Origin of the sequence: Sphingobium subterraneum (genome assembly GCF_014199435.1) — a bacterium.
GTDB lineage: Bacteria > Pseudomonadota > Alphaproteobacteria > Sphingomonadales > Sphingomonadaceae > Sphingobium > Sphingobium subterraneum.
In genome coordinates, this window is the sequence record NZ_JACIJP010000006.1 from 20,010 (window position 1) to 39,695 (window position 19,686).

19 protein-coding genes are annotated in these 19,686 nt (G+C 56.9%); 12 read left to right on the plus strand and 7 right to left on the minus strand.

The genetic code is table 11. The annotated features are described in order from the left end of the window. Window positions 1-4: 4 nt before the first annotated feature. The 4 genes from FHS92_RS14885 to FHS92_RS14900 all read right to left on the minus strand — a co-directional run bounded on the left by FHS92_RS14885 (window position 5) and on the right by FHS92_RS14900 (window position 4,187). Window positions 5-1,336 carry an LLM class flavin-dependent oxidoreductase gene (locus FHS92_RS14885; RefSeq protein WP_221231112.1) on the minus strand — a complete coding sequence of 444 codons (1,332 nt, stop codon included), beginning with the start codon at window positions 1,334-1,336 and terminating at the stop codon, window positions 5-7. Window positions 1,337-1,409: 73 nt separating this feature from the next. Further along, on the minus strand, window positions 1,410-1,703 hold the full coding sequence (locus FHS92_RS14890) for an antibiotic biosynthesis monooxygenase (RefSeq protein WP_221231101.1): 294 nt from the start codon (window positions 1,701-1,703) through the stop codon (window positions 1,410-1,412). Window positions 1,704-1,835: 132 nt separating this feature from the next. Then, window positions 1,836-3,101, minus strand: coding sequence for an MFS transporter (locus FHS92_RS14895; RefSeq protein ID WP_184081545.1), 1,266 nt, complete (start codon window positions 3,099-3,101; stop codon window positions 1,836-1,838). Window positions 3,102-3,167: 66 nt separating this feature from the next. Then, window positions 3,168-4,187, minus strand: coding sequence for a zinc-dependent alcohol dehydrogenase family protein (locus FHS92_RS14900; protein ID WP_184081546.1), 1,020 nt, complete (start codon window positions 4,185-4,187; stop codon window positions 3,168-3,170). Between the two features lie 531 nt (window positions 4,188-4,718). Between FHS92_RS14900 and FHS92_RS14905 the strand changes: the two genes are divergently transcribed. Further along, entirely contained in the window at window positions 4,719-6,320 is a 1,602-nt protein-coding gene (locus FHS92_RS14905) for an FAD-dependent monooxygenase (RefSeq protein ID WP_184081547.1), read from the plus strand. A 5-nt stretch (window positions 6,321-6,325) separates the two neighbouring features. Here FHS92_RS14905 and FHS92_RS14910 read toward each other — a convergent pair whose 3' ends face one another. Then, window positions 6,326-7,273 carry a LysR substrate-binding domain-containing protein gene (locus FHS92_RS14910; protein WP_184081548.1) on the minus strand — a complete coding sequence of 316 codons (948 nt, stop codon included), beginning with the start codon at window positions 7,271-7,273 and terminating at the stop codon, window positions 6,326-6,328. A gap of 375 nt (window positions 7,274-7,648) precedes the next feature. Here FHS92_RS14910 and FHS92_RS14915 point away from each other — a divergent pair, with 375 nt between their 5' ends. The 9 genes from FHS92_RS14915 (at window position 7,649) to FHS92_RS14955 (ending at window position 17,305) form a co-directional block, all read left to right on the plus strand. Beyond that, entirely contained in the window at window positions 7,649-8,833 is a 1,185-nt protein-coding gene (locus tag FHS92_RS14915; protein ID WP_246352031.1) for an LLM class flavin-dependent oxidoreductase, read from the plus strand. Between the two features lie 83 nt (window positions 8,834-8,916). Further along, entirely contained in the window at window positions 8,917-9,693 is a 777-nt protein-coding gene (locus FHS92_RS14920) for a VOC family protein (protein WP_184081550.1), read from the plus strand. 56 nt (window positions 9,694-9,749) lie between these two features. Next, window positions 9,750-10,148: a nuclear transport factor 2 family protein gene (locus tag FHS92_RS14925; protein WP_184081551.1), complete on the plus strand. Its 399-nt coding sequence runs from the start codon at window positions 9,750-9,752 to the stop codon at window positions 10,146-10,148. Window position 10,149: 1 nt separating this feature from the next. Continuing rightward, window positions 10,150-11,712 carry a bifunctional 3-(3-hydroxy-phenyl)propionate/3-hydroxycinnamic acid hydroxylase gene (locus FHS92_RS14930; RefSeq protein WP_184081552.1) on the plus strand — a complete coding sequence of 521 codons (1,563 nt, stop codon included), beginning with the start codon at window positions 10,150-10,152 and terminating at the stop codon, window positions 11,710-11,712. An 11-nt stretch (window positions 11,713-11,723) separates the two neighbouring features. Beyond that, a complete protein-coding gene (locus FHS92_RS14935; RefSeq protein ID WP_184081553.1) occupies window positions 11,724-12,563 on the plus strand; it encodes a fumarylacetoacetate hydrolase family protein in 840 nt (279 codons plus the stop codon). Between the two features lie 39 nt (window positions 12,564-12,602). Beyond that, window positions 12,603-14,822 (plus strand): TonB-dependent receptor, encoded by a 2,220-nt coding sequence (locus tag FHS92_RS14940; RefSeq protein ID WP_184081554.1) that lies wholly within the window; start codon window positions 12,603-12,605, stop codon window positions 14,820-14,822. 239 nt (window positions 14,823-15,061) lie between these two features. Next, window positions 15,062-16,081: a thiamine pyrophosphate-dependent dehydrogenase E1 component subunit alpha gene (locus FHS92_RS14945; RefSeq protein ID WP_246352032.1), complete on the plus strand. Its 1,020-nt coding sequence runs from the start codon at window positions 15,062-15,064 to the stop codon at window positions 16,079-16,081. Window position 16,082: 1 nt separating this feature from the next. Further along, a complete protein-coding gene (locus FHS92_RS14950; RefSeq protein ID WP_184081555.1) occupies window positions 16,083-17,063 on the plus strand; it encodes an alpha-ketoacid dehydrogenase subunit beta in 981 nt (326 codons plus the stop codon). Continuing rightward, complete coding sequence (locus FHS92_RS14955) at window positions 17,063-17,305, plus strand: lipoyl domain-containing protein (protein ID WP_184081556.1); 243 nt, start codon at window positions 17,063-17,065, stop codon at window positions 17,303-17,305. The genes FHS92_RS14950 and FHS92_RS14955 overlap by 1 nt, the downstream gene beginning before the upstream one ends. Here FHS92_RS14955 and FHS92_RS14960 read toward each other — a convergent pair. Further along, entirely contained in the window at window positions 17,295-18,032 is a 738-nt protein-coding gene (locus FHS92_RS14960) for an SDR family NAD(P)-dependent oxidoreductase (RefSeq protein ID WP_184081557.1), read from the minus strand. The genes FHS92_RS14955 and FHS92_RS14960 overlap by 11 nt on opposite strands. Window positions 18,033-18,146: 114 nt before the next feature. After that, window positions 18,147-18,425 (minus strand): hypothetical protein, encoded by a 279-nt coding sequence (locus FHS92_RS14965; protein ID WP_184081558.1) that lies wholly within the window; start codon window positions 18,423-18,425, stop codon window positions 18,147-18,149. Window positions 18,426-18,449: 24 nt separating this feature from the next. Between FHS92_RS14965 and FHS92_RS14970 the strand changes: the two genes are divergently transcribed. Together FHS92_RS14970 and FHS92_RS14975 are read left to right on the plus strand one after the other, a co-directional pair. Then, on the plus strand, window positions 18,450-18,995 hold the full coding sequence (locus FHS92_RS14970; protein ID WP_184081559.1) for a VOC family protein: 546 nt from the start codon (window positions 18,450-18,452) through the stop codon (window positions 18,993-18,995). Window positions 18,996-19,006: 11 nt separating this feature from the next. Next, complete coding sequence (locus FHS92_RS14975) at window positions 19,007-19,627, plus strand: nuclear transport factor 2 family protein (protein ID WP_184081560.1); 621 nt, start codon at window positions 19,007-19,009, stop codon at window positions 19,625-19,627. Window positions 19,628-19,686: the final 59 nt, after the last annotated feature.

Sequence of the window (19,686 nt, forward strand, 5' to 3'; positions counted from 1 at the left end):
ACGCCTAATACCGAAAGCTGGCACCTATGTGGTCCGTCGGCAGACGCCCATCACCGCCGCCGAAGAATTTTTGCCGCATGGTGCCTGCGGCATAGTGCGTTTTATAGGCTCCCCGGTTTTGCAGCTCTGGCACCACAAGGTCGATAAAAGCAGTCATGCCGCCCGGCTCAACCGTTCGCACGAGGTTGAAGCCATCGAGATCCGCTTCATCAACCCAATGCATCATTTCCGTGCAGACTTCGTCGACCGAACCGACGAAATAGGCTTCACGCCCGCCTATTTTGCCAAACCCTCCCAAATCCCGCACTTTAAGCGGACGACCCGGATTATATTTGGTCATCGCCTCCATAATCGACTGGATCGCATTGCTTTCAACGTAGGTAATCGGATCGTCCGGAGCATATTTGGCCAGATCTATGCCTAGCCATTGCGAGAACATGGCCAGATTTCCCGTTTCATCGCTATATGCTGCCATCTCCTGCTCGATCTCTCGCGCTTGCTTTGTCGTCGGAGCCACGATCACTGTGGCCGCATTGAATACCTTCACGCTATCCGGTCTTCTTCCGGCCCGCACGGCTTCGTCGCGATATCCCTTCACGGTTTTCTTCGCGAAACCCATGTCACTCGTGGACATGAAGGTCGCTTCCGCATGCCTGCCGGCAAAGGCCCGCCCCCTTGAGGACGCGCCCGCCGCATAAATCAGCGGTGTGCGCTGCGGTGACGGCTCGCTCAAATGGATGCCATCGCAATGATAGTTTTCACCATGATGATGAATACTGTGCACGGCTGACGGGTCCGCGAAAATACGCGACCCCCTGTCACGCACCGCCGCATTATCCTCCCAGCTTCCTTCCCAGAGCTTGTACATCAGCTCCATATATTCGTCTGCCATGTCGTAACGGGCATCGTGAGCGACTTGGTTCTGCGCGCCAACTGCCCGCGCCGTGCTGGCCAGGATGCCGGTCACGACATTCCATGCGACCCTCCCCTTGGTAAGGTGATCGAGAGTGCTGAAGCGCCGAGCCAGAAGGTAGGGCTGCTCATAAGTTGTGTTACCCGTAATGCCGAAACAGAGATCACGACTGACGACCGCCATGGCGGAAATCAGCATCATAGGATCATTATTGGGCATCATCGCCGCTGACTTGAGGACAGCGGCGGCGGTTCCGCCGTACACATCATTGGCGCCCAGAATGTCGGCCAGAAACACCGCATCGATCAATCCGCGTTCGCACAGACGGGCGAGGTCCGTCCAAAATTCGATGTCGTTGTAGTTCAACCCGTTCGATTGGGGATGAGACCACAGTCCGGCCCAGGATTGCGTGGGTGATGCCATGTAAAATGCATTGATGGCGATCTGCTTACGATTGACCACAGCCCCTCCTGACAGAAAATAAGTTTGTTTAATTTCAATATTTTACTTTTATTTCTGTATGCCGAACCTTTGGTTTTTCGGCGAGAAATTTGACTACCTTGTCCCGGATTTGCGGATACAACGGAGTTTCCTGCATATCCCAATGATGCTGGATAGTTTCCCACGACACGTGGATAAGGAAGTTCAATGGATCTTCAATTTCATGGTGAAGCTCCAACGCAATGAAGCCGGGAGCCTGTTCAAAAATCGCTTTCGATTCTGCGGTGCCCGCGATGAACTGTTCTGACATCCCCTCTTTGACCCGGAATTCGACTACTTCTATAATCACGATATGGTTCTCCAAAATGTATGATTGAGCTGAAAACAGGTGTATGCACGGTTCGGCATCCCTATTGGAAAGTGCGGCGAACAGATGTCCTCATGGGCATCGCCGTTGCCGCGCGGCTTCACCCGGAACCGGTCAGTATCGATATCGGCCCAGCGTACACATGATGGCCGAACTCGCCAGGAGGGCCACCGAAGCGATCCAAAGGGCGGGTTCATAACTTCCATAGGCTTGCCTGAGCATCGCCCCGATCAAAGGCGCGGTCCCCAGGGAAATGCTGAAAACGCCAAATAATATGCCGTAAATGGCGCCATATTGGCGCAGCCCGAAATAGCGGCTGATCAGATACGCCATAACGTCGACTTCGACACCCGCAGCAAATCCGGCAAAAGCCGGAGCCAGCATCAGCCACGGCCCCGTGTCGGCTTTCAGCAGAAGGAGGCACGCAACCATGGGAAGGAGAAAGATAAACGCTGCCAGCAAATCCCCCCGAACCCGGTCGAGCAAATAGCCCCCTCCGATCCGGCTGATAATCTGTGCCGGACCATAGATGGACGCGATCGTAGCGGCGGCCATGGCGCTGTAGCCCTTGTCCGCCAGCACATAGGGCATGGTCAACAGGAGGAATCCGATCGTGGCGGAAACGAGAAGAATCGCCAGCAGCAATCGCCAATATAATGAACTGGCCAGCGCCTCACCCAGCGAGGCTCCCGCTTTTGAAGGCAACTGCTCGACAGAACGCCTCTCCGCCTGGCCTTCGCGGGGAAGCGTCGCATACAACAAGGGCAGCAGTACCAGCAGCCCGAAACCGCTCAACAAAAAGTAGAAATAACGCCAGTGAATTGCTTCACTGACCATCGTCGAAACGACGGGCACCAGCAGAGGAGAGAGGCCGGCGCCGGCCATCGTCAATCCCAAGGCCAGCCCTCGGCTCTTTACAAAGCGCGGTGCAATGGCGGCGGCCCACACGGCAGGACCGATAAGCTGCATTCCGACCGAAGCCACTACCCAGCTTCCCCACCAAGACTCGATGCTATGCCCCGAAAAGCCAATCGCGCACTGGCAGAGCGCAAATATCGCCGCTCCGGGAACGGCGACCCGTCTGATGCCCACCCGGTCGACCAGACGACCCAGAAATGGTGACAGCAACAGTGCCGAAATGCTGAATATCAATGCGGCACTCATGGCCTGAACTCTGGTCCAGCCGTTCTCCGCCAATATCGCCGGCAACAGGGTGGAAAGCGAGATGAAGGACGCCGTCGAAGTTCCCGTTGCGAGGGCTGCCACGGCCACCAAAGGCCATTGCCGCGCCCACTCCTCTTTTGCCAGTCGTTGTGGAACCGACCGCCCCAACGGGCCGTCAGCCCAAGGTTCCACGAATTCACCAGATATTTGCGTCATGGACCATTTGTCTCCGGACCTGAAACTGTCGAGATCGTGCAATGTATGCAGGCGTCACGGACCCGCTTACTGAATTTCCAGCACGATCTTGCCGAAATGCGCGCCAGACTGAAGCGCTTCCATCGCTGTGCGCACTTCAGTCCACGGCATTACTTCACTAATGACAGGCCGGATGCGATGAAACGAAATCGCGCGACACATATCTTCGAAAGTGTTGCGGGATACGCCCAAAACGCCTTTTACATGGGCGCAGCTAGCCAGCATCGATGTCGGGTTGACGACAGATCCCACCCCCCCGACCAGCCCGACGACAGATATATACCCGTTCATCCGGACGGCCCGAAGACTTTCCTCCAGAGTACCTTCGCCACCCATGTCCAGAATGAAATCGGGTCCCAGTCCACCTGTCAGTCGCCGTCCTGCGCCAGACCAACTCTTTTCCATCCGGTAGTTGATAAGGTGATCGGCCCCATATTCGCGCGCGCGCTCCAGCTTTTCGTCTGATGATGAGGTAATGATCGTCTGAAGGCCCGCAGCTTTGGCAAATTGTAGCGCGAACATCGAAACACCACCGGTGCCCTGTATCAGCACGACATTGCCAGGAACCAGTTTCGGTCCATCAAATAGAGCTGCCCAGGCCGTCAATCCGGCGATAGCCAGACAGGCTGCCTCCACGTCGGTAAGACACTCCGGGGCTTTGACGAGGTTCTCCTCGCTCACAACCATATATTCGCGGCCGGTACCGGGGAAATCCTTGCCCAGCGCCTTCGCAACCGTTTCTGGTGTCGGCGGACCGGACACCCAGTTTGGTATCAGCATGGGTATCACGCGGTCTCCGACACTGACGCGTGTTACGCCCTCCCCCACGGCATCGACGATCCCGCAGCCGTCCCCGAAGGGCACAATTTCCTGCTGCGCCAGTGCTCCATTGACGTGCCTTCCGCTCGCAATCAGTAGATCACGATAATTTATTGCCACGGCCTTCATGCGCAGGCGCACTTCACCCGGCCCCGGCACAGGTTGCGGTACATCGATGAAACGGATGTTCTCAATGCCCCAGGGCGCTGAAATCATGAGAGAGCGCATCGGGCTTCCTTTCATCCTGTCACTAATTTCTTTGTTCTCTCCCTGACAGATACTGCCGAAGGCGTTTTTGGAAGCGATGACGAAAACATATCACCAATACCCCAATCTTATCTCTCCCCGACCGGTCCCTGATGCATTGGTGATCTCGGTAAAGTATCAACCGTTCATTTCCCGCATCCTGCCGTACTTCTGCACCTTTGCTAGCGAGACAATAGAACGTCGAGGAAGCGGAGAGAGGCATTTTCATGAAGTCGGAAAAGCATTGCCCTTGGGGGTGGCCTCCCAACTGGCGATCGGTCGCACCCGAACCATCGCCGCAGATTCGTTTCGCCATTGCCTACCCACACCAATGACAAGGTCCCAACCGGTTTCACAAGCGGGCGCGAAGACCGACAACATCATGATGAACAAGATATTGGTCCGGGGCCGGAAATAGCCTTGGGACGATAGCCGCCACCAGCGATATCGCGCGCCCGAAATGCACAGGAGAGCTTCAGAGTGACAATCAAAATAAAGGAAAATGCGCTGCCTGTGATCATTGTGGGCGCAGGACCAGCCGGCTTGGCTCTCGCTATAGAGTTGGGCAGCCGCTCCATACCCTGTTTGGTGATTGAAAAGAATGACCGCACCGGCGTAGCCCCCAGAGCCAAATTGACCAATGTACGAACGCGCGAGCATCTGCGGCGTTGGGGAATTGCCCAGCGCCTTGCCGACGCAGCGCCGCTCGGGGTGGAATATCCGTCGAACATAGTATTTGTTACGCGGTTGGGAGGGCGCTCCATCACGCGGTTCGAAAACGCCTTCTTCTGCGGTCCGGGGCAAGACCAGCGATATTCCGAACATGCTCAATGGATACCGCAATACAAGCTGGAGGCGGAACTGCTCGCGCATGTCTCGACCTTCCCCTGCGTGGATGTCGCCTTGGCTCACGAACTTATCGGCTATGATCAGGACGAAGAACAAGTCCGCGTCCATATCCGCGATGTCACCAGCGGTGAGGTACAGACAGTATCGGCCGCCTATCTGGTAGGCGCGGATGGAGCGAGGAGCACCGTGCGCGAATTGGCAGGGATAGAGATGCAGGGGGCGTACGGCCTTTCACACAACTACAATACTATCTTCGAAGCGCCAGGCATTGCAGAGGCCCATGGGCACGGACCCGGAATTCATTATTGGCAGCTCAATGGAGAATTACCGAGTACCATCGGGCCGATGGATGTTGGCGACCGCTGGTACTTCATCCCTATGGGCCTACCCAAGGGCGAACGATTTTCCGACGAGGAAATGCCGGATATCCTGCGACGCGCGACCGGTCTCGATCTTCCCTTCCGGGTTCTGAGTTCTGACTATTGGGTCGCGAGCAGGCTATTGGCCGATCGGTATTCGGACGGCAGGGTGTTCCTGATCGGGGACGCCTGCCATCTTCATCCGCCATTTGGCGGACATGGCATGAACATGGGGGTTGGCGACTCCGTCGACCTCGGCTGGAAAATGGCGGCGGTGCTGCAGGGATGGGGCGGCCCTACCCTGCTCGACAGCTACGAGGCGGAACGAAGGCCCGTCCATGAAACCTTCCTTGAGGAAACGGCAATCAACCACGCCACTGCCGCCAACAAGCTGTTCCGGGAGGGCGTTGAGGACTCTACCGAGGAAGGAGACAGAGTACGCAGGGAAGTGGCGGAATTTATTCAGGAAACAAAAAAGAGAGAATTTTACAGTCTCAACATCGTGCTCGGATACAGCTATTTTGGTTCGCCAATTATCGAACGGAACGAGACGGACCCGGAGATCTGGAAGCCCGGTCCGGACTATATTCCGTCCGCCTCTGCTGGCAGTCTGGCACCTCATCGCTGGCTTAGCGATGACAGTTCGCTCTATGACAAGTTCGGAACTGGGTACACTATGCTTGTGCTCGATGCGCAAAGCCGTGGCGATGCAGAAAATCTGCGGGAACAGGCCGCTAAGCTCGCCATTCCGTTTGACATAGTGTCGCTCTTCGATCCCACGGTGCGAGAACTTTATGAAGCGCCGCTGGTGCTCGTGAGGCCAGATCAACACATCGCATGGCGTGGCATAGTGCCGCCGGCCAATCTCCTGATGGTGGTTACCGGGCATATTCAATCCACAAACTGATCGCATCAACGATCGGACTGGGTGTCAAACACGCTTTGGCCGCTTCCCTCTTCGAGAATGAAGTTGTGGGCAGCCTTGCGAATGAGGTCACACAGATGTTCTGCCGCAGGTGTAAGCTGGAGGCCGTGCCGCTTCACATTGCAGATGGGTGCGGAGTAAAAAGGCTCGATATTATCGAACTTCTGTATCAGTTTGGACAAGGACGAAAAGCGGAAGGTATGCACCGGGAGCATCGTGAGCAAGTCCGTGCTCGCCACGGCCAAAATCGTTATAAGGGGTGACCCTGAGTGGACCAGGAACTTGGGTTGCGGCAGACCGGCATCCTCGAAAATTGGTGTGAAGTCGGTTTCCGTGGTCCGCTTCGAAAGCGCTGGTCGCACCCATCCGCAATCTTTGAGTTCGGCGAGATTTTTCGCTTCCCGGAGAGGATGACCGGTTCGCCCAACCACCGTTCGGCTTGTGTCAAAAAGTTGCTCGACAGAAAATCGGGGGTGCGAAACAGATAATTCAAGCGGGCCGACCCAGAAATCGATCACCCCATTTTCGAGCTGGGCTTCCACTGTCTGGAACAGGCCTTCGGAAATCCTCAATACCACTTGAGGGTACCGCTTGCTGAAAGCCGTCAAAATTCGCGGCATGACTGTCATGCATATCACCGGGGAAAATACGACGGATATCTCGCCGACCAACTCTTCCTTGCTCTGTGCTATTTCGTCGCGGGCACGTTGCAGGTCGGCCTGAAAGGCCTCTACCCGCCGTACGAACATCATCCCTTTTTCCGTCAAGGTGACACCTTTGGCGTGACGATCAAACAACGCTACGCCCAGTTCTCGCTCCAGTTCCTGAATGCTGCGGGTGATCACTGGCTGAGCCAATCCGAGATGACGGGCTGCCGACCGGAGGCTGCCGGTTTCCGCTACTGCCAAAAGATCGCGAAAATGATGGAGCTTCATCGTATTTTTCTCCTTATTTCCCAAAGAATCCCTGCTTTACAAGATGCCCGGGGAAACGTTCCCAACCCTGCTGTTTGTAAGGGCACACAACGCCAACAGCTACTGACTTCGTGTTGCGCCGAAAACGGCGTCCGGATTTGATCGCAGCGTTGCAGATAAAGATTGATCCGTCGCTATCCCGAACGTGAACGCCCTCCCCGCGCCATTATAAACGCCCAACAACGTCTTCTCACGCACTCACGCTAAGCGCGGCAAGTAAAAGAGCGAAGTCTCAAGTCCCACTCACTTTCGTACAACGAGAAGTTGCAGGATGGGCCAACACCTCTGTCTCCGCGCGCCTGTATCACGAGCGAAGAACATATGGAGACAGAGGATATGGCCAACATCAACCCGATCTTCGGGCCGAACAGGCTAAAGCTCGGAATTTTTGGTTCCAACGGCCGCTCGCCGACGATGAGCCTCGTATCCGAACTATATAAGGTATCCTGGCCGATGGCGCTGGAAACCGCGCGCCTTGCCGACGAAGCGGGGTTTGAGGCCATCGTTCCCTATGCGCGCTGGAAAGGCTATATTCCGGGCGAACCGGGCGATCCTACCGGCACGGTGCTGGAGCCGTTCACCTTCGCGGCCGGCATTGCGCAGGCAACGAGGCACGCCGCGGTCTTCGCCACATCGCATGCACCGACCGTCCATCCAGTAATGGCCGCAAAGATGGCAAGCACGGTTGACATTATTTCAGGCGGACGGTTCGTCCTCAATGTCGTGGGGGGCTGGAACAAGCCGGAACTTGAAATGTTCGGCGCCCCGCTACGCGAGCACGACCAGCGTTATGAATATCTGGCGGAATGGCTGAAGATAATGGAGCGGCTGTGGGCCGACCCTAATGAATTTGACTTCCACGGCGAGTTTCTTTCGATCAACCGTGGATCATCCATGCCAAAGCCGCTCCAGCAGCCGCGCATCCCCATCATGAACGCCGGTGGCTCGGATCGCGGCCGCAGCTTCGCCTGCGAACACGCCGACATGTGCTTTATCATCATCAAGTCGGAAGATCCCGAAAAAATCCGGGCCGAAGTTCAGAGCTATCGTTCCGAGGCGCGCGATCGGTTTGGCCGCGAAATCGGCATATGGACGATCGGATCGGTCATCCAGCGTGACACCGTCGAAGAGGCCGAAGCCTATCTGCGCCACGTCACTATCGATCAGCAGGATGTTCGTGTGGCCGATGCATGGATGGAGCTTCAGCTCGAACATGCTCAACTGATGGCGCCCGAAAAAATGGCCGCCTTCCGTCGCAGGTTCGTGGAAGGTGCTGGCGGTTTTCCCTTGGTCGGAACCGCTGATGACATTTGTGAGCGCTTTGACCTGCTGGCGGACTGCGGCATCGATGGTGTTCTGCTCACCTGGGTCGACTATATTGACGGGTTAAATCGTTTCGTGGCGGACGTGCTTCCCCAGATGGAAGCTGCGGGACTTCGCGCACCTTTTCACCCAACCATCCCTTCAGCCCCGGTTGCCGACATTTTCCCTTCCGCAATCAGACAGGGTGAATTCTCGTGACCCACGCATGCGACACTCCGCTCCGCCCGATATTAACCGCCCGTCTGTGTGAACTGGCCCTATACTCGCCTGCCACGTCGGAAATGGAACGATTTTACCATGAAACGATGGGCTACGCCTTTACGACAGGCGATGGCAGGGGACGTGGGCCGCATCGTTCCATTCGCTTTCTCGACGGTCCCAAAAATACGCTGGCTTACGCTGCCTATGCACTGACAAGCCCGGAAGCACTGATGGGCGTGCGGTCCCGCCTAAGCCAAGCGGCCGTCGAACATGCAACCGTGTCTTGCCCCGGATTATTTACCGATGCGGAGGAATTTCGCGATCCCGATGGTAACCGGTTCATTTTCGGGATCGGGCACTCTGCCGCCGCGCCGCATGGCGAACCGGATCGAAACGAACGTCCTGCCCGCCTCCAGCATTTTGTTACGGCAAGCACCGACCCGGAAAGAGTCATCGCGTTCTTTCGCGACATACTCGGCTTCGTTGTATCGGACTATGTACTGGACGACGAAGGCGGCATCCGGACAGCGTTTCTCCGCTCCAGCGAAGAACACCACAGCTTCGCAGTTTTCAAGGCACCCGAAAACAGGCTGGATCATCATTGCTATGAGACCCGGGACTGGAACGCGATGCGGGACTGGGCAGACCATTTCGCCGGGTTCGACATTCCGCTTTTCTGGGGACCAGGCCGACACGGCCCAGGCAACAACCTCTTTATTTTTGCCCACGATCCCGACGGCAATTCTGTCGAATTGTCCGCCGAGCTTGAAATCATTCCCGATCACCGACCGACTGCGACATGGGCGCATGAACGCAAAACACTCAATAGCTGGGGCTATGGGATGATGCGCAGTTGAGTAGCGCGCACCTGAAAGAGCGGCCCGGCAATCCGAATACGCGACAAGGACCACGCATGATTGAAAGTGATAAGGACAGCGGCCCGATTTTGGCGCGGGATATAATCAGGCTGGAAGAGCAACGCGTTGCGGCCCTTCTCCACAAGGATATGGCCGGCCTGCGCGACATGCTCAGTGACGACCTGATCCATATTCATGGAACGGGACGAATTGAGGACAAAGCGGCCTATCTGAAGAGCGTTGAAGAGCGTCTCATCTTCAAGGCGATTTCACGCCATGATCTGACGGTCCGGATTTTCGGCGACATCGCCATCATGACCGGCCCGATTGATCAGACACTCCATTACCGGGACAGCGACCAGGTTAATGAAATGCGCGCTGTAACGACGCAGATATGGCGTGCGGAGGAGGACAGGTGGCGGTTGGTTAGCTTTCACGCTTCCAAGCGAGCATAGCATGTCGAACGTTTTTGACGTCATCATAGTGGGGGCAGGTCCAACCGGCCTGACGCTTGCCAACTATCTTGGCATGGCGGGTCGACATGTGCTGCTGGTCGAGGCCAATTCGGCAACCGTAGGTGAGCCGCGCGCCGTATCGATCGACGATGAGTCGCTTCGCGTCATGCAGGATCTGGGCATTCTCGATGCAGTAGTCTCCAAGACGGTCGCGGGATATGGCACGGAATATTGGTCGCCTGCCCGCAAGTCATTTTTGAAGGTCAAGCCCGGAGGGCGAACCTATGGCCATCCCAAGCGTAGTGCCTTCCGACAGCCCATTCTGGAGGGACAGATCCGCGAGGCGCTGGACCGGTTCGCGTCGGTGGAAACCCGTTTTTCGACACGCTTGTCCGACATTCGCACGGAAGATGATGGCGTGGTCGCGTCCCTGACTGATGCGTCTGGCACAGTCGAAGTCAAGGGTCGTTACCTTATCGGTGCCGATGGCGGACGCAGCACGGTTCGCCAGTGGCTCGGCACCGCCATGGTCGGCGGCAGCTTCGATGAGCGGTGGCTGATCATCGATCTGGAGGGCGCTCTTGTTCCGCGTGAGGATACGGTGGTCTATTGCGACCCGAAGCGTCCTGCTATCGCACTTCCCGGTCCGGACAACACGTTGCGCTATGAATTCAAGCTCCATCCTTCCGAGGACGAAGCGGACTTATTGACGGACATATCCATCGCCGACCTGCTCCAGCGGCATGATGCGCCGGTCGAGGCAAAAATTGTGCGCAGGGTCGTCTATCGCTTTCATGCGCTTATTGCGGATTGTTGGGGAACCGGTCGGATATGGCTCGCCGGAGACGCCGCGCATTTGACGCCGCCGTTTGCAGGCCAAGGAATGAATAGCGGTATCCGGGATGCGATCGCGCTTGGCTGGCGCCTTGATCTGATCCTCGCCGGTGCGCTGGGTCCGGGATTGATGCAAAGCTATCAGATCGAACGCGAGGACCATGTTGCGCAGATGATCCGCCTTGCGGTTCTGGTCGGCAAGATCATGGGGCCGCGTAACGCGGTTACGGCGGCCCTTACCCGCATCTTTTTTCGCAGCCTGCGAACATGGCCGCGCGCGCACCGCTATTTCGCGGAGATGCGATACAAGCCGCCCCCACGCTTCAAACGGGGCTTTTTTGTTGCGGGTACATCGCACCGGCAAGGCGTGGGGGCGATGCTGCCACAACCACGGCTGAAGGACGGTACAAACCGCTTGCTGGATGATGTGCTGGGGCGCGGATTTGTGTTGGTCGGTGTCGACCTGCGTGGGCAGATTCTGGAACAGATCCGATTGGGAGAGGTCTGGGACAACCTACCTCTACACCGCAAGGCGATTGAAACTAGCGTCGTTCCCGAACTAGCCTATCTGTCGGGAAAAGCAGTCCTGCTCCGCCCTGATCGCTACGTCATGGCAGTATTTGCGCCAGACGACGCCCAAACGTGCCGGGATCTTGGCACGCTGGCGACCACAACATGGACTGACTGCGTCTCCGGCTCACCGCACGGCACCCCCCCCCTCTTTGGATAAGGAATTTTCGTATGAAGCTGGTTAAATTCGTCAGGGGGGGGCTGTGTGGCCAGGGCATTATTGAGGGCGACACGATCAAGCGCATTGGCGAATGGTTCAATGTCCCTGCTCACGAAGCTCCCTTTACACTGCCCGAACTGGGCTTCACGCAGTTGGCGCAATTGCAGCATGAAGAGGATATTGCGCTCACCGATATAGAGTTGGTCGCGCCCGTCAGTCCGTTCAGAAAAATCATCTGCGTGGGGATGAACTATCGCGATCACACAAGCGAGATCAAGGTCGAGGTTTCCCAATATCCGGTCTTGTTCACGCGGCCACTCGACTCATTGGTGGGCGCGGGCCAGCCGCTGATCGCTCCTGCCATTTCCGAAACATATGATTTTGAAGGGGAGATTGCGGTCATAATCGGCAAACGCGGCCGCAACATCGCTCCCGAAGACGCGATGGAACATATATTTGGCTATAGCTGCTTCATGGATGGCAGCGTGCGTGAATATCAGCGCCATTCGCTAACGGCGGGAAAGAACTTCCTGCGTTCGGGATCGATGGGTCCATCGATTGTAACTGCGGATGAAATCGGGTCGCATAATCTCTCGCTCAGGACGGAGCTGAACGGGGTTCTCGTGCAGTCGGCCCACGCCAGCGACATGATATTTTCGATACCGGACGCGATTGCCTACTGTTCCTTGTGGACGGAGTTGCAGCCCGGAGACGTGATTGCAACCGGAACACCCGGAGGCGTGGGGTCCCGCAGGACTCCTCCGCTGTGGATGAAGGCCGGTGACGAAATCGAGGTAATTGTCGACCCGGTGGGCACGTTACGCAACCCGGTCGCATCCGAGCCACGGTGACAGTTTCTAACATTCAAATTTATAAAAGGGAGGAAGATCATGAAAGCAAGTATCTATTTGATGGGAATATCATATCTGGCACTGGCGGCACCATCCGCTTCGGCGCAGGCACAGGCTGCCACTGCAGAGGGTGAAGAAAAGATCGCGGATATTGTGGTCACTGCTCAAAAGCGCAGTGAGCGGCTGCAAGACGTGCCGATTGCCGTTAGTGTTGCGACCTCCGAGCAGATTCAGAATTCCGGCGTCAAGGAGGTAATGGAGCTTCAGACTATTGTTCCCGGCCTTAACGTTACGGTGGCGAACGGATCCTTGCAGCTTTCGCTGCGCGGTATTGCGACGTCAAGCAACGTGGTCGAAAATCCTGTCTCGCTGTATATTGACGGCGTCTATTTGCCACTTCAGCAAGAGGGGGTCCGCGATCTTGCGGACGTGGAACAGGTCACAGTTCTGAAAGGACCGCAGGGCACGTTGTTTGGTCGCAATGCCACCGCAGGCGTTATCCAGATGACCACGCGGGGTCCGGACTTCAGCACACAGGGGCAGTTCAACATCAGTTACGGGAGCTACCAGACCATCAACACCAACGCCTATGTAAGCACCGGCCTTAGCGACAATGTGGCTGTCAGCCTGTCGGGCGCATACAAAACTCAGGGCAAGGGTTGGGGCAAAAGTCTCGTAACGGGCAAGGAAGAGAACAAGCTCGATCACGCCTATTCGTCGCGTGGCAAGCTATTGTTCAAAATGGGAGACGATAGCTCGCTTCTCATCGTGGGCGACTATCTCAATCGTGAGGACAACGGCGCCACCTTTGCCCCCTATCCAGGTCTCCCTAAAACCACGATCGCCTATCAGGGGATTGGTCCGTCCAGCAATCGCTTCGACAGCTATAGCGGAACTGCCGGACGCACAGCCTTCAAGGGAGGCGGTGTAGCCGCGACGTTCAAGCATGACTTCGGCTTTGCCGAGCTGGTTTCGATCAGCGCCTATCGCAAATTCGATTTTGCGTTCCGGTATGATCTTGACGGTAGCCCGGCTCAAATTGTGGATGCTGACGCTACTGGCCGTGGCAGAATGTATTCGCAAGAACTACAACTGGTTTCCGATGGCAAGGGGCCGCTAAAATGGGTGACTGGCGTCTATTATTTTAATTACCGCCAGGGTTACGATTATTTCAATCGGGATATCAGTGCCGGGCAGAGGCTGAATGGAGGCGTGTACCGTTTTGCGCCCCTCAGTCGCAACGCGACCCTGAACACTTTCGAGAAGTCGGAATCCATTGCGCCATTTGCGCAGGCGGACCTGGAGGTGACACCCGGAACGACGGTGACGGCGGGCCTTCGCTATACCTATGAAAAGCGCAGTCTGGACGGCTTCAGCCAGACGACATCCATCGCGGGCGTTCCAAACGCACTCAATCACTTTACTCCAGCGCCGCTGGTGGCGAAGAAGGTGACATGGCGCTTCGCCGCCAATCAGAAACTTTCTCAGGACGTCATGCTGTTCGCATCTTATAGCCGGGGTTTCAAAAGCGGTGGTTTCAACATCTCCACCCCCGCCGCGATCAACTATCTGCCGGAAAGTCTGGATGATTGGGAAATCGGCCTGAAGAGCCAGTTCTGGGACCGGAGGATCACCTTCAACGCGACCGGCTTCTATTATAAATACAAGAACGTTCAGGTCTCTCAATTCAACGGGAACCCGCCTTCCCAACGCATTACCAATGGTGCAGGCGCGGAGCTTTACGGCGTAGACATCGATCTGACGGCCAAGGTAGTGGACGGGCTTACCCTGACGGGTGGACTTTCCCTCATACACTCTGAATTTACCGACTATCCGAATGCTCCGCTGAACATAGATCTGGCGACTCCGAACCCGGCCAACGGCAATACGATCGCGGTTGGTATCCTGCCCAATGCCAAGGGCAATCGCCTGCCATATGCACGCAAATATGGGCTGACAGGGGCGGTAGACTACAGAACACAGTTGATGGGAGGCAATTTCGGTTTCAACCTTACGGCAACGCGCAATGGCGACTATTATTTCGAGCCCGACAATACCACCAGGCAACCTCGTTTTACGATGCTCAATGCGAGCGTCAGGCTGTCCGATGCGTCAGACAATGTGAGCCTGCGCTTCGGCGTTGCCAATTTGCTGAACAGAGTGATCTACTCGCGAAATGTCACATTGGTTTACGGACGCCTCGTGTCCTACGGCGTGGCGCCGCGAGAATATACTCTTACGCTGGGAGCGAAGTTCTAGGGGTTTGCTCCCCCAACCTTCATGGCGGGGGCTGTTTCCCTCTCACGGAATGAAGACGCAGCATCGACGGGCGGGGCGCTTCCGATCGCCCCGCCCGTACCGTTTGATCGCTATCATGATCCATACCGCACTTTTGTGCAGTCGCCTCCAATGCTCTTGCACCATGACAGCTTAGAAAAAATCCAAAGCAACAGGCATCCCACCACATGTTGTCAGGCAAGCCATCAGGAGAAGCGACTTTGGCCACCCCGAATTTGACACAGGACCAATCGGAGCCGTGGGCCAGTGGCCAGTTGGCCATGCTGGAACGAATGCTGCTTATTCGCCATGCGGAGGCCCGCCTGGCCAAAACCGCCAAGGAAGTTGGTCTGCCGGGGGGAGTCCATTTGTCGATTGGTCAGGAAGCGACGGCCGTTGGTATCTGTTCCCAACTGGATCAGGACGACTGGATGACCAGCACCCATCGAGGACATGGCCACTTCCTCGCGAAGGGTGGCGATGTAAACGCGATGTTCGCTGAAATATGGGGCAAGAGCACCGGCATTTGCAAGGGCATGGGCGGTTCCATGCACGTCGCGGATTTCTCCAAGGGCATCATCGGTGCGAATGGGATTGTCGGCGGAGGTCTTGCCATCGCCACCGGAGCGGCTCTGGCTGCGCAACTGGATGGACAAGGGCGAGCCGCAGTCTGCTTCTTCGGCGACGGTGCCGCGAATCAAGGCGTGTTCATGGAATGCCTGAACGTCGCAAATATCTGGAACCTGCCCGCCATTTTCGTGTGCGAGAACAACGGCCTTTCGGAATTCACCGTCTCCTCGACCGTGACGGCGGGCGAGCTTTCCAATCGCGCGCGCGCTTTCGACATGCCGGTGAGTGTCGTGGATGGCAATGACGTTCGCGCCGTCGCTCAGGCCGCGCAAGAAGCAGTAGCGCGATGCCGCCGGGGCGAAGGGCCATCCTATATCGAAGCGACAACATACCGCATTCACGGGCATTTGGAGGCCGAAGACATGATCTTGGGCGGAGGCACCTACCGCACCAGCGAGGAGGTGGAACGCTGGCGAAAGGATGATCGTGACCCGATTGCGCGCTTTCGCTCCTGCCTATTGCGGGACGGCATTTGCGATGAAACCCTATTGGAAGGGATGACGGCTCACGCCGAATCTCTCGTCGACGCTGCGGTGGCTTTTGCGGAGGAAGGACCTCCGGCAGATACGCGGCTCGCCTACGCTCTGATGGGCGTTGGTGAGGAGGCCTGACATGACAAAAATACGCTACACGCAAGCAGTCAATGAAGCGCTCCACGAGGAAATGGAGCGTGACCCCAAAACGATCCTTTTCGGCGAAGACGTAGCCCTCGCTGTCTTTGGAGACACACGCGGCCTGCTCGATAAATTCGGGCCGCAGCGCGTGCGCAATACGCCGATTTGTGAGGCGACGATTGCCGGCATGGCAGTGGGGGCGGCCGCCGCCGGGTATCGGGTGATTGCACACATGCTCTTTTCGAATTTCATTTACACTGGCTTCGATGCGATCGCCAACCAGATGGCGAAGCTCCGGCTCATGACCGGCGGACAGATCGACCTGCCGATCACCGTGCTTGCCGTCTATGGCGGCGGGGCTTCTCAGGCGGCCCAGCATTCGGACGCCAACCATCCCGTTCTGATGAATCTGGGTGGCATCGACGTCCTGGTCCCCGCGACACCTGCGGACGCAAAGGGGATGCTGAAAACAGCAATACGCAGCAACCGGCCATCTTTCTTTTTGGAGGCTTCCGGACTTGGGGCAGTAGGCGGCGACGTGCCCGATGGCGAGCATCTCGTACCGCTTGGCAAGGCCGCAAGGCCCAAGGAAGGCTCGGACGTTACCCTCATCAGCGTCGGTTCCATGATCCGCGCGACGCACAGTGCCGCCAAAAAATTGGCCGCCATCGGCGTGGACGCGGAAATCATCGATGTGCGCTCGCTTGTACCGCTGGATGAAAAGACCATCGTCGCGTCCGTGATGAAGACTGGACGCGCGGTCGTGATCGATGAGGCGCGCGACATGTGCAGCGCCGCAAGCCAAATCGCTGCCGTAATCGCCGACAAGGGATTTGCAGGGTTACGGGCGCCCGTTCGCAGGGTCACGGTCAATAACAGTTCCATGCCCTACGCACCAAACGCGGAGGCAGCCATCTTCCCGAATGCCGATGACATCGTGCGCGCCGCCGCATCTATTTGCCAGCGGGAGGTTGCGTAATGAAGATAACGTTGAAGCTGGCGCGCATTGGCATGAGCATGCAGGAGGCGACTATTGCACAATGGCACAAGAAGCCGGGCGAGAGCTTCTCGGTCGGCGATCCTCTCTATGCCATCGAAACCGACAAGATCACCCAGGATATTGAGGCAACTGCCGACGGCACAATGATGGAAATCTTCGTGGAAGAGGGCGAGGATGTGGAGGTGGGTACTCCCCTCTGCTCGGTTGACGTCACGATGTAAGCGCCCTTTCCGCTGCCCAGCTCATATAGTCTATGGTCTGGCCGGTCTGTGTGCAGCCCGGTTCGGCAAGCGCCAGTACCAGCTCCGCAACATCCTCTGCCGTGTGCAGCGTCATCGGGTCTTCGTTCGGGAAATGCCGCGCGCGCATGTCGGTGCGCGTGGGACCGGGATTGATGATATTGGCGCAAATCGACCCGTCATCATTATCGGCGGCATAAATTCGTGCAATCGCTTCCAGAGATGCTTTTGTCGCGGCGTAGCTGGTATTCGGCAGGCGCGTCACTTTCGCGGCACCGGAACTCAAAAACACAACGCGACCCGCGTCCGAACGCTGGAGCAGCGGTTGAAAGATGTGCAGGAATTGCACATTGGCCAGCACATTGCTCTGAAATACCGCGTTCCATTGATCGGGCGTGACCGCAGCAATCGGCGCGGCCGGCCCGGAGATCGCTCCGTTGGCCACAAAGATGTCCAGCCCGTCGATGCAAAGCTCGGCGACCTGTTTCGCGATGGCGGTGACGGAATGCCTGTCTGTCAGATCCCCAACTAAAGCAGTCGCTTGTACGCCATAGCTGCTGAGTTCCGAAACCAGCGCGTCAAGGCGCTCCCTATTGCGCGCCATAAGAAGAATATCGGCCCCCTCACGCGCGAACAGGCGTGCAATGGCAGCTCCAATGCCTTCGGACCCGCCTGTGATAAAGGCTTTCCGGTTTTTTAGTCGGTACATGTTGCCATCCTTAAATCTTCCCACCTGTCCGTATCCCGACAAGCCATCTAACTATCCGTCAGCCTTTCAGGAACGCCGCATGGCGGATCGTCCAGGTTCCACCGTCGGTCGGCATTATACGAGCCTGAACTGTTTCCGTGTAAACGACGCCCAAACCCGCGTGAACTCTTGCGCGGTCGGCATCAGCCAGCTTGCCGCGCCAGCTTTTGCTGGCATACAATGCCCGCATTCACTGCTGTGCATCGCGCGCAGATCGCCAGTTAGCCCATCACCGGGCAGATGATGGAGAGCCTGATGCAGCATCCAAAAAACGGACCGCACAGGCGTCTGAAACAAGCAATGCGCGTTTTGTGTCTGTTCGATCACGCCCATGCGCTTGAACGGTGCCGCCATGCATATTGAAGTGGACATTTAGCGATGCTTTCCGATTTTGGTCAGCCAAGCCGCGGTATCATCCAGACAGCTTATGTCGTCGAGGATCTTCGCGCGTCCGTGAAAAGCTGGCGCGACACACTTGGTGTAGGACCATGGTTCATTGCCGATCGGCTGAGCCTGGAAAGCGCGACATATCGCGGGAATGCCGTCGAACAGGAAATCGGCGTTGCCATGGCCTTTTCCGGACATATTCTGATCGAGTTGATCCAGCCAATTGGCGATGGCCCATCGGTATATCATGAGATGATCGAAACGCGAGGCTATGGCTTTCATCACGTCGCCCGCGCTTCGGACGACTTCGATGCGGATATCGCATTCTACGCTGCGCGCGGCCATCCGCTTGTTTTTCAGGCATTGGTGCCGACCGGTTCCCGGATCGGATATGTAGACACGGTGGACACCCTATCCGGCTTTACCGAGCTGATCGAATATAGTCCGCCCAACGACCTGTTTTTTACGCAAATCTATAAAGCCGCATTGGGATGGGACGGGAACGATCCCTTCCGCTCGTTTGACGATCTGGGATAGAGGAAAGAGTGATGCTGAGTTACGAACAGGAAGCAATGGACAAGATGATGATCGCCCAGCAGGTGGCGGCGTGGGGTATCCACCGCGATGCCGGCAACTGGGCGCCGCTGCGGGACATCTGGACCGAAGACGGAACCATTGAGGTTACCTGGTTCAAGGGCACTGCGGATGAGTTCATCGCCGCAAGCAAAGAATTGACGGAAAACCCCAACCGGCAACCATTCAACCAGCACCTCTTTTGCGGATCGGTGATAGAGATTAACGGGAAGCACGCTGTCTCAGAGGCGCGTGGAGAAGTGCTCATCCGCCTGCCCTGCCATGGTGTGCTATGCGATATCACGTCTGTCGTGCGGTTCTACGATTTCTTCCTGAAGACCGACAACGGATGGAAGATGACGAAGCGCGTCGGCGTATTTGACAAGGACATGATCGCTCCGGTGAAATATGGCGAAAAACTTGACATCGACATGGAGCGGTGGAGCAGCCTCCCCGCCGCCTTTCGCAATATCGCCTATTGCCTTTCACAGATGGGCATTGACATGAACCTTAAGCTGCCTGCGCCCGGCAGCCCCGAAGAGGCTGCACTCTACAAGGAGGGCGCCGAATGGCTTGCGCAAGGCGCGCATAGCTGACGGCTCGATACACGACCATTTGCGGGGACGTCTATTGTTCCCGCAAATGAGAGAAAATC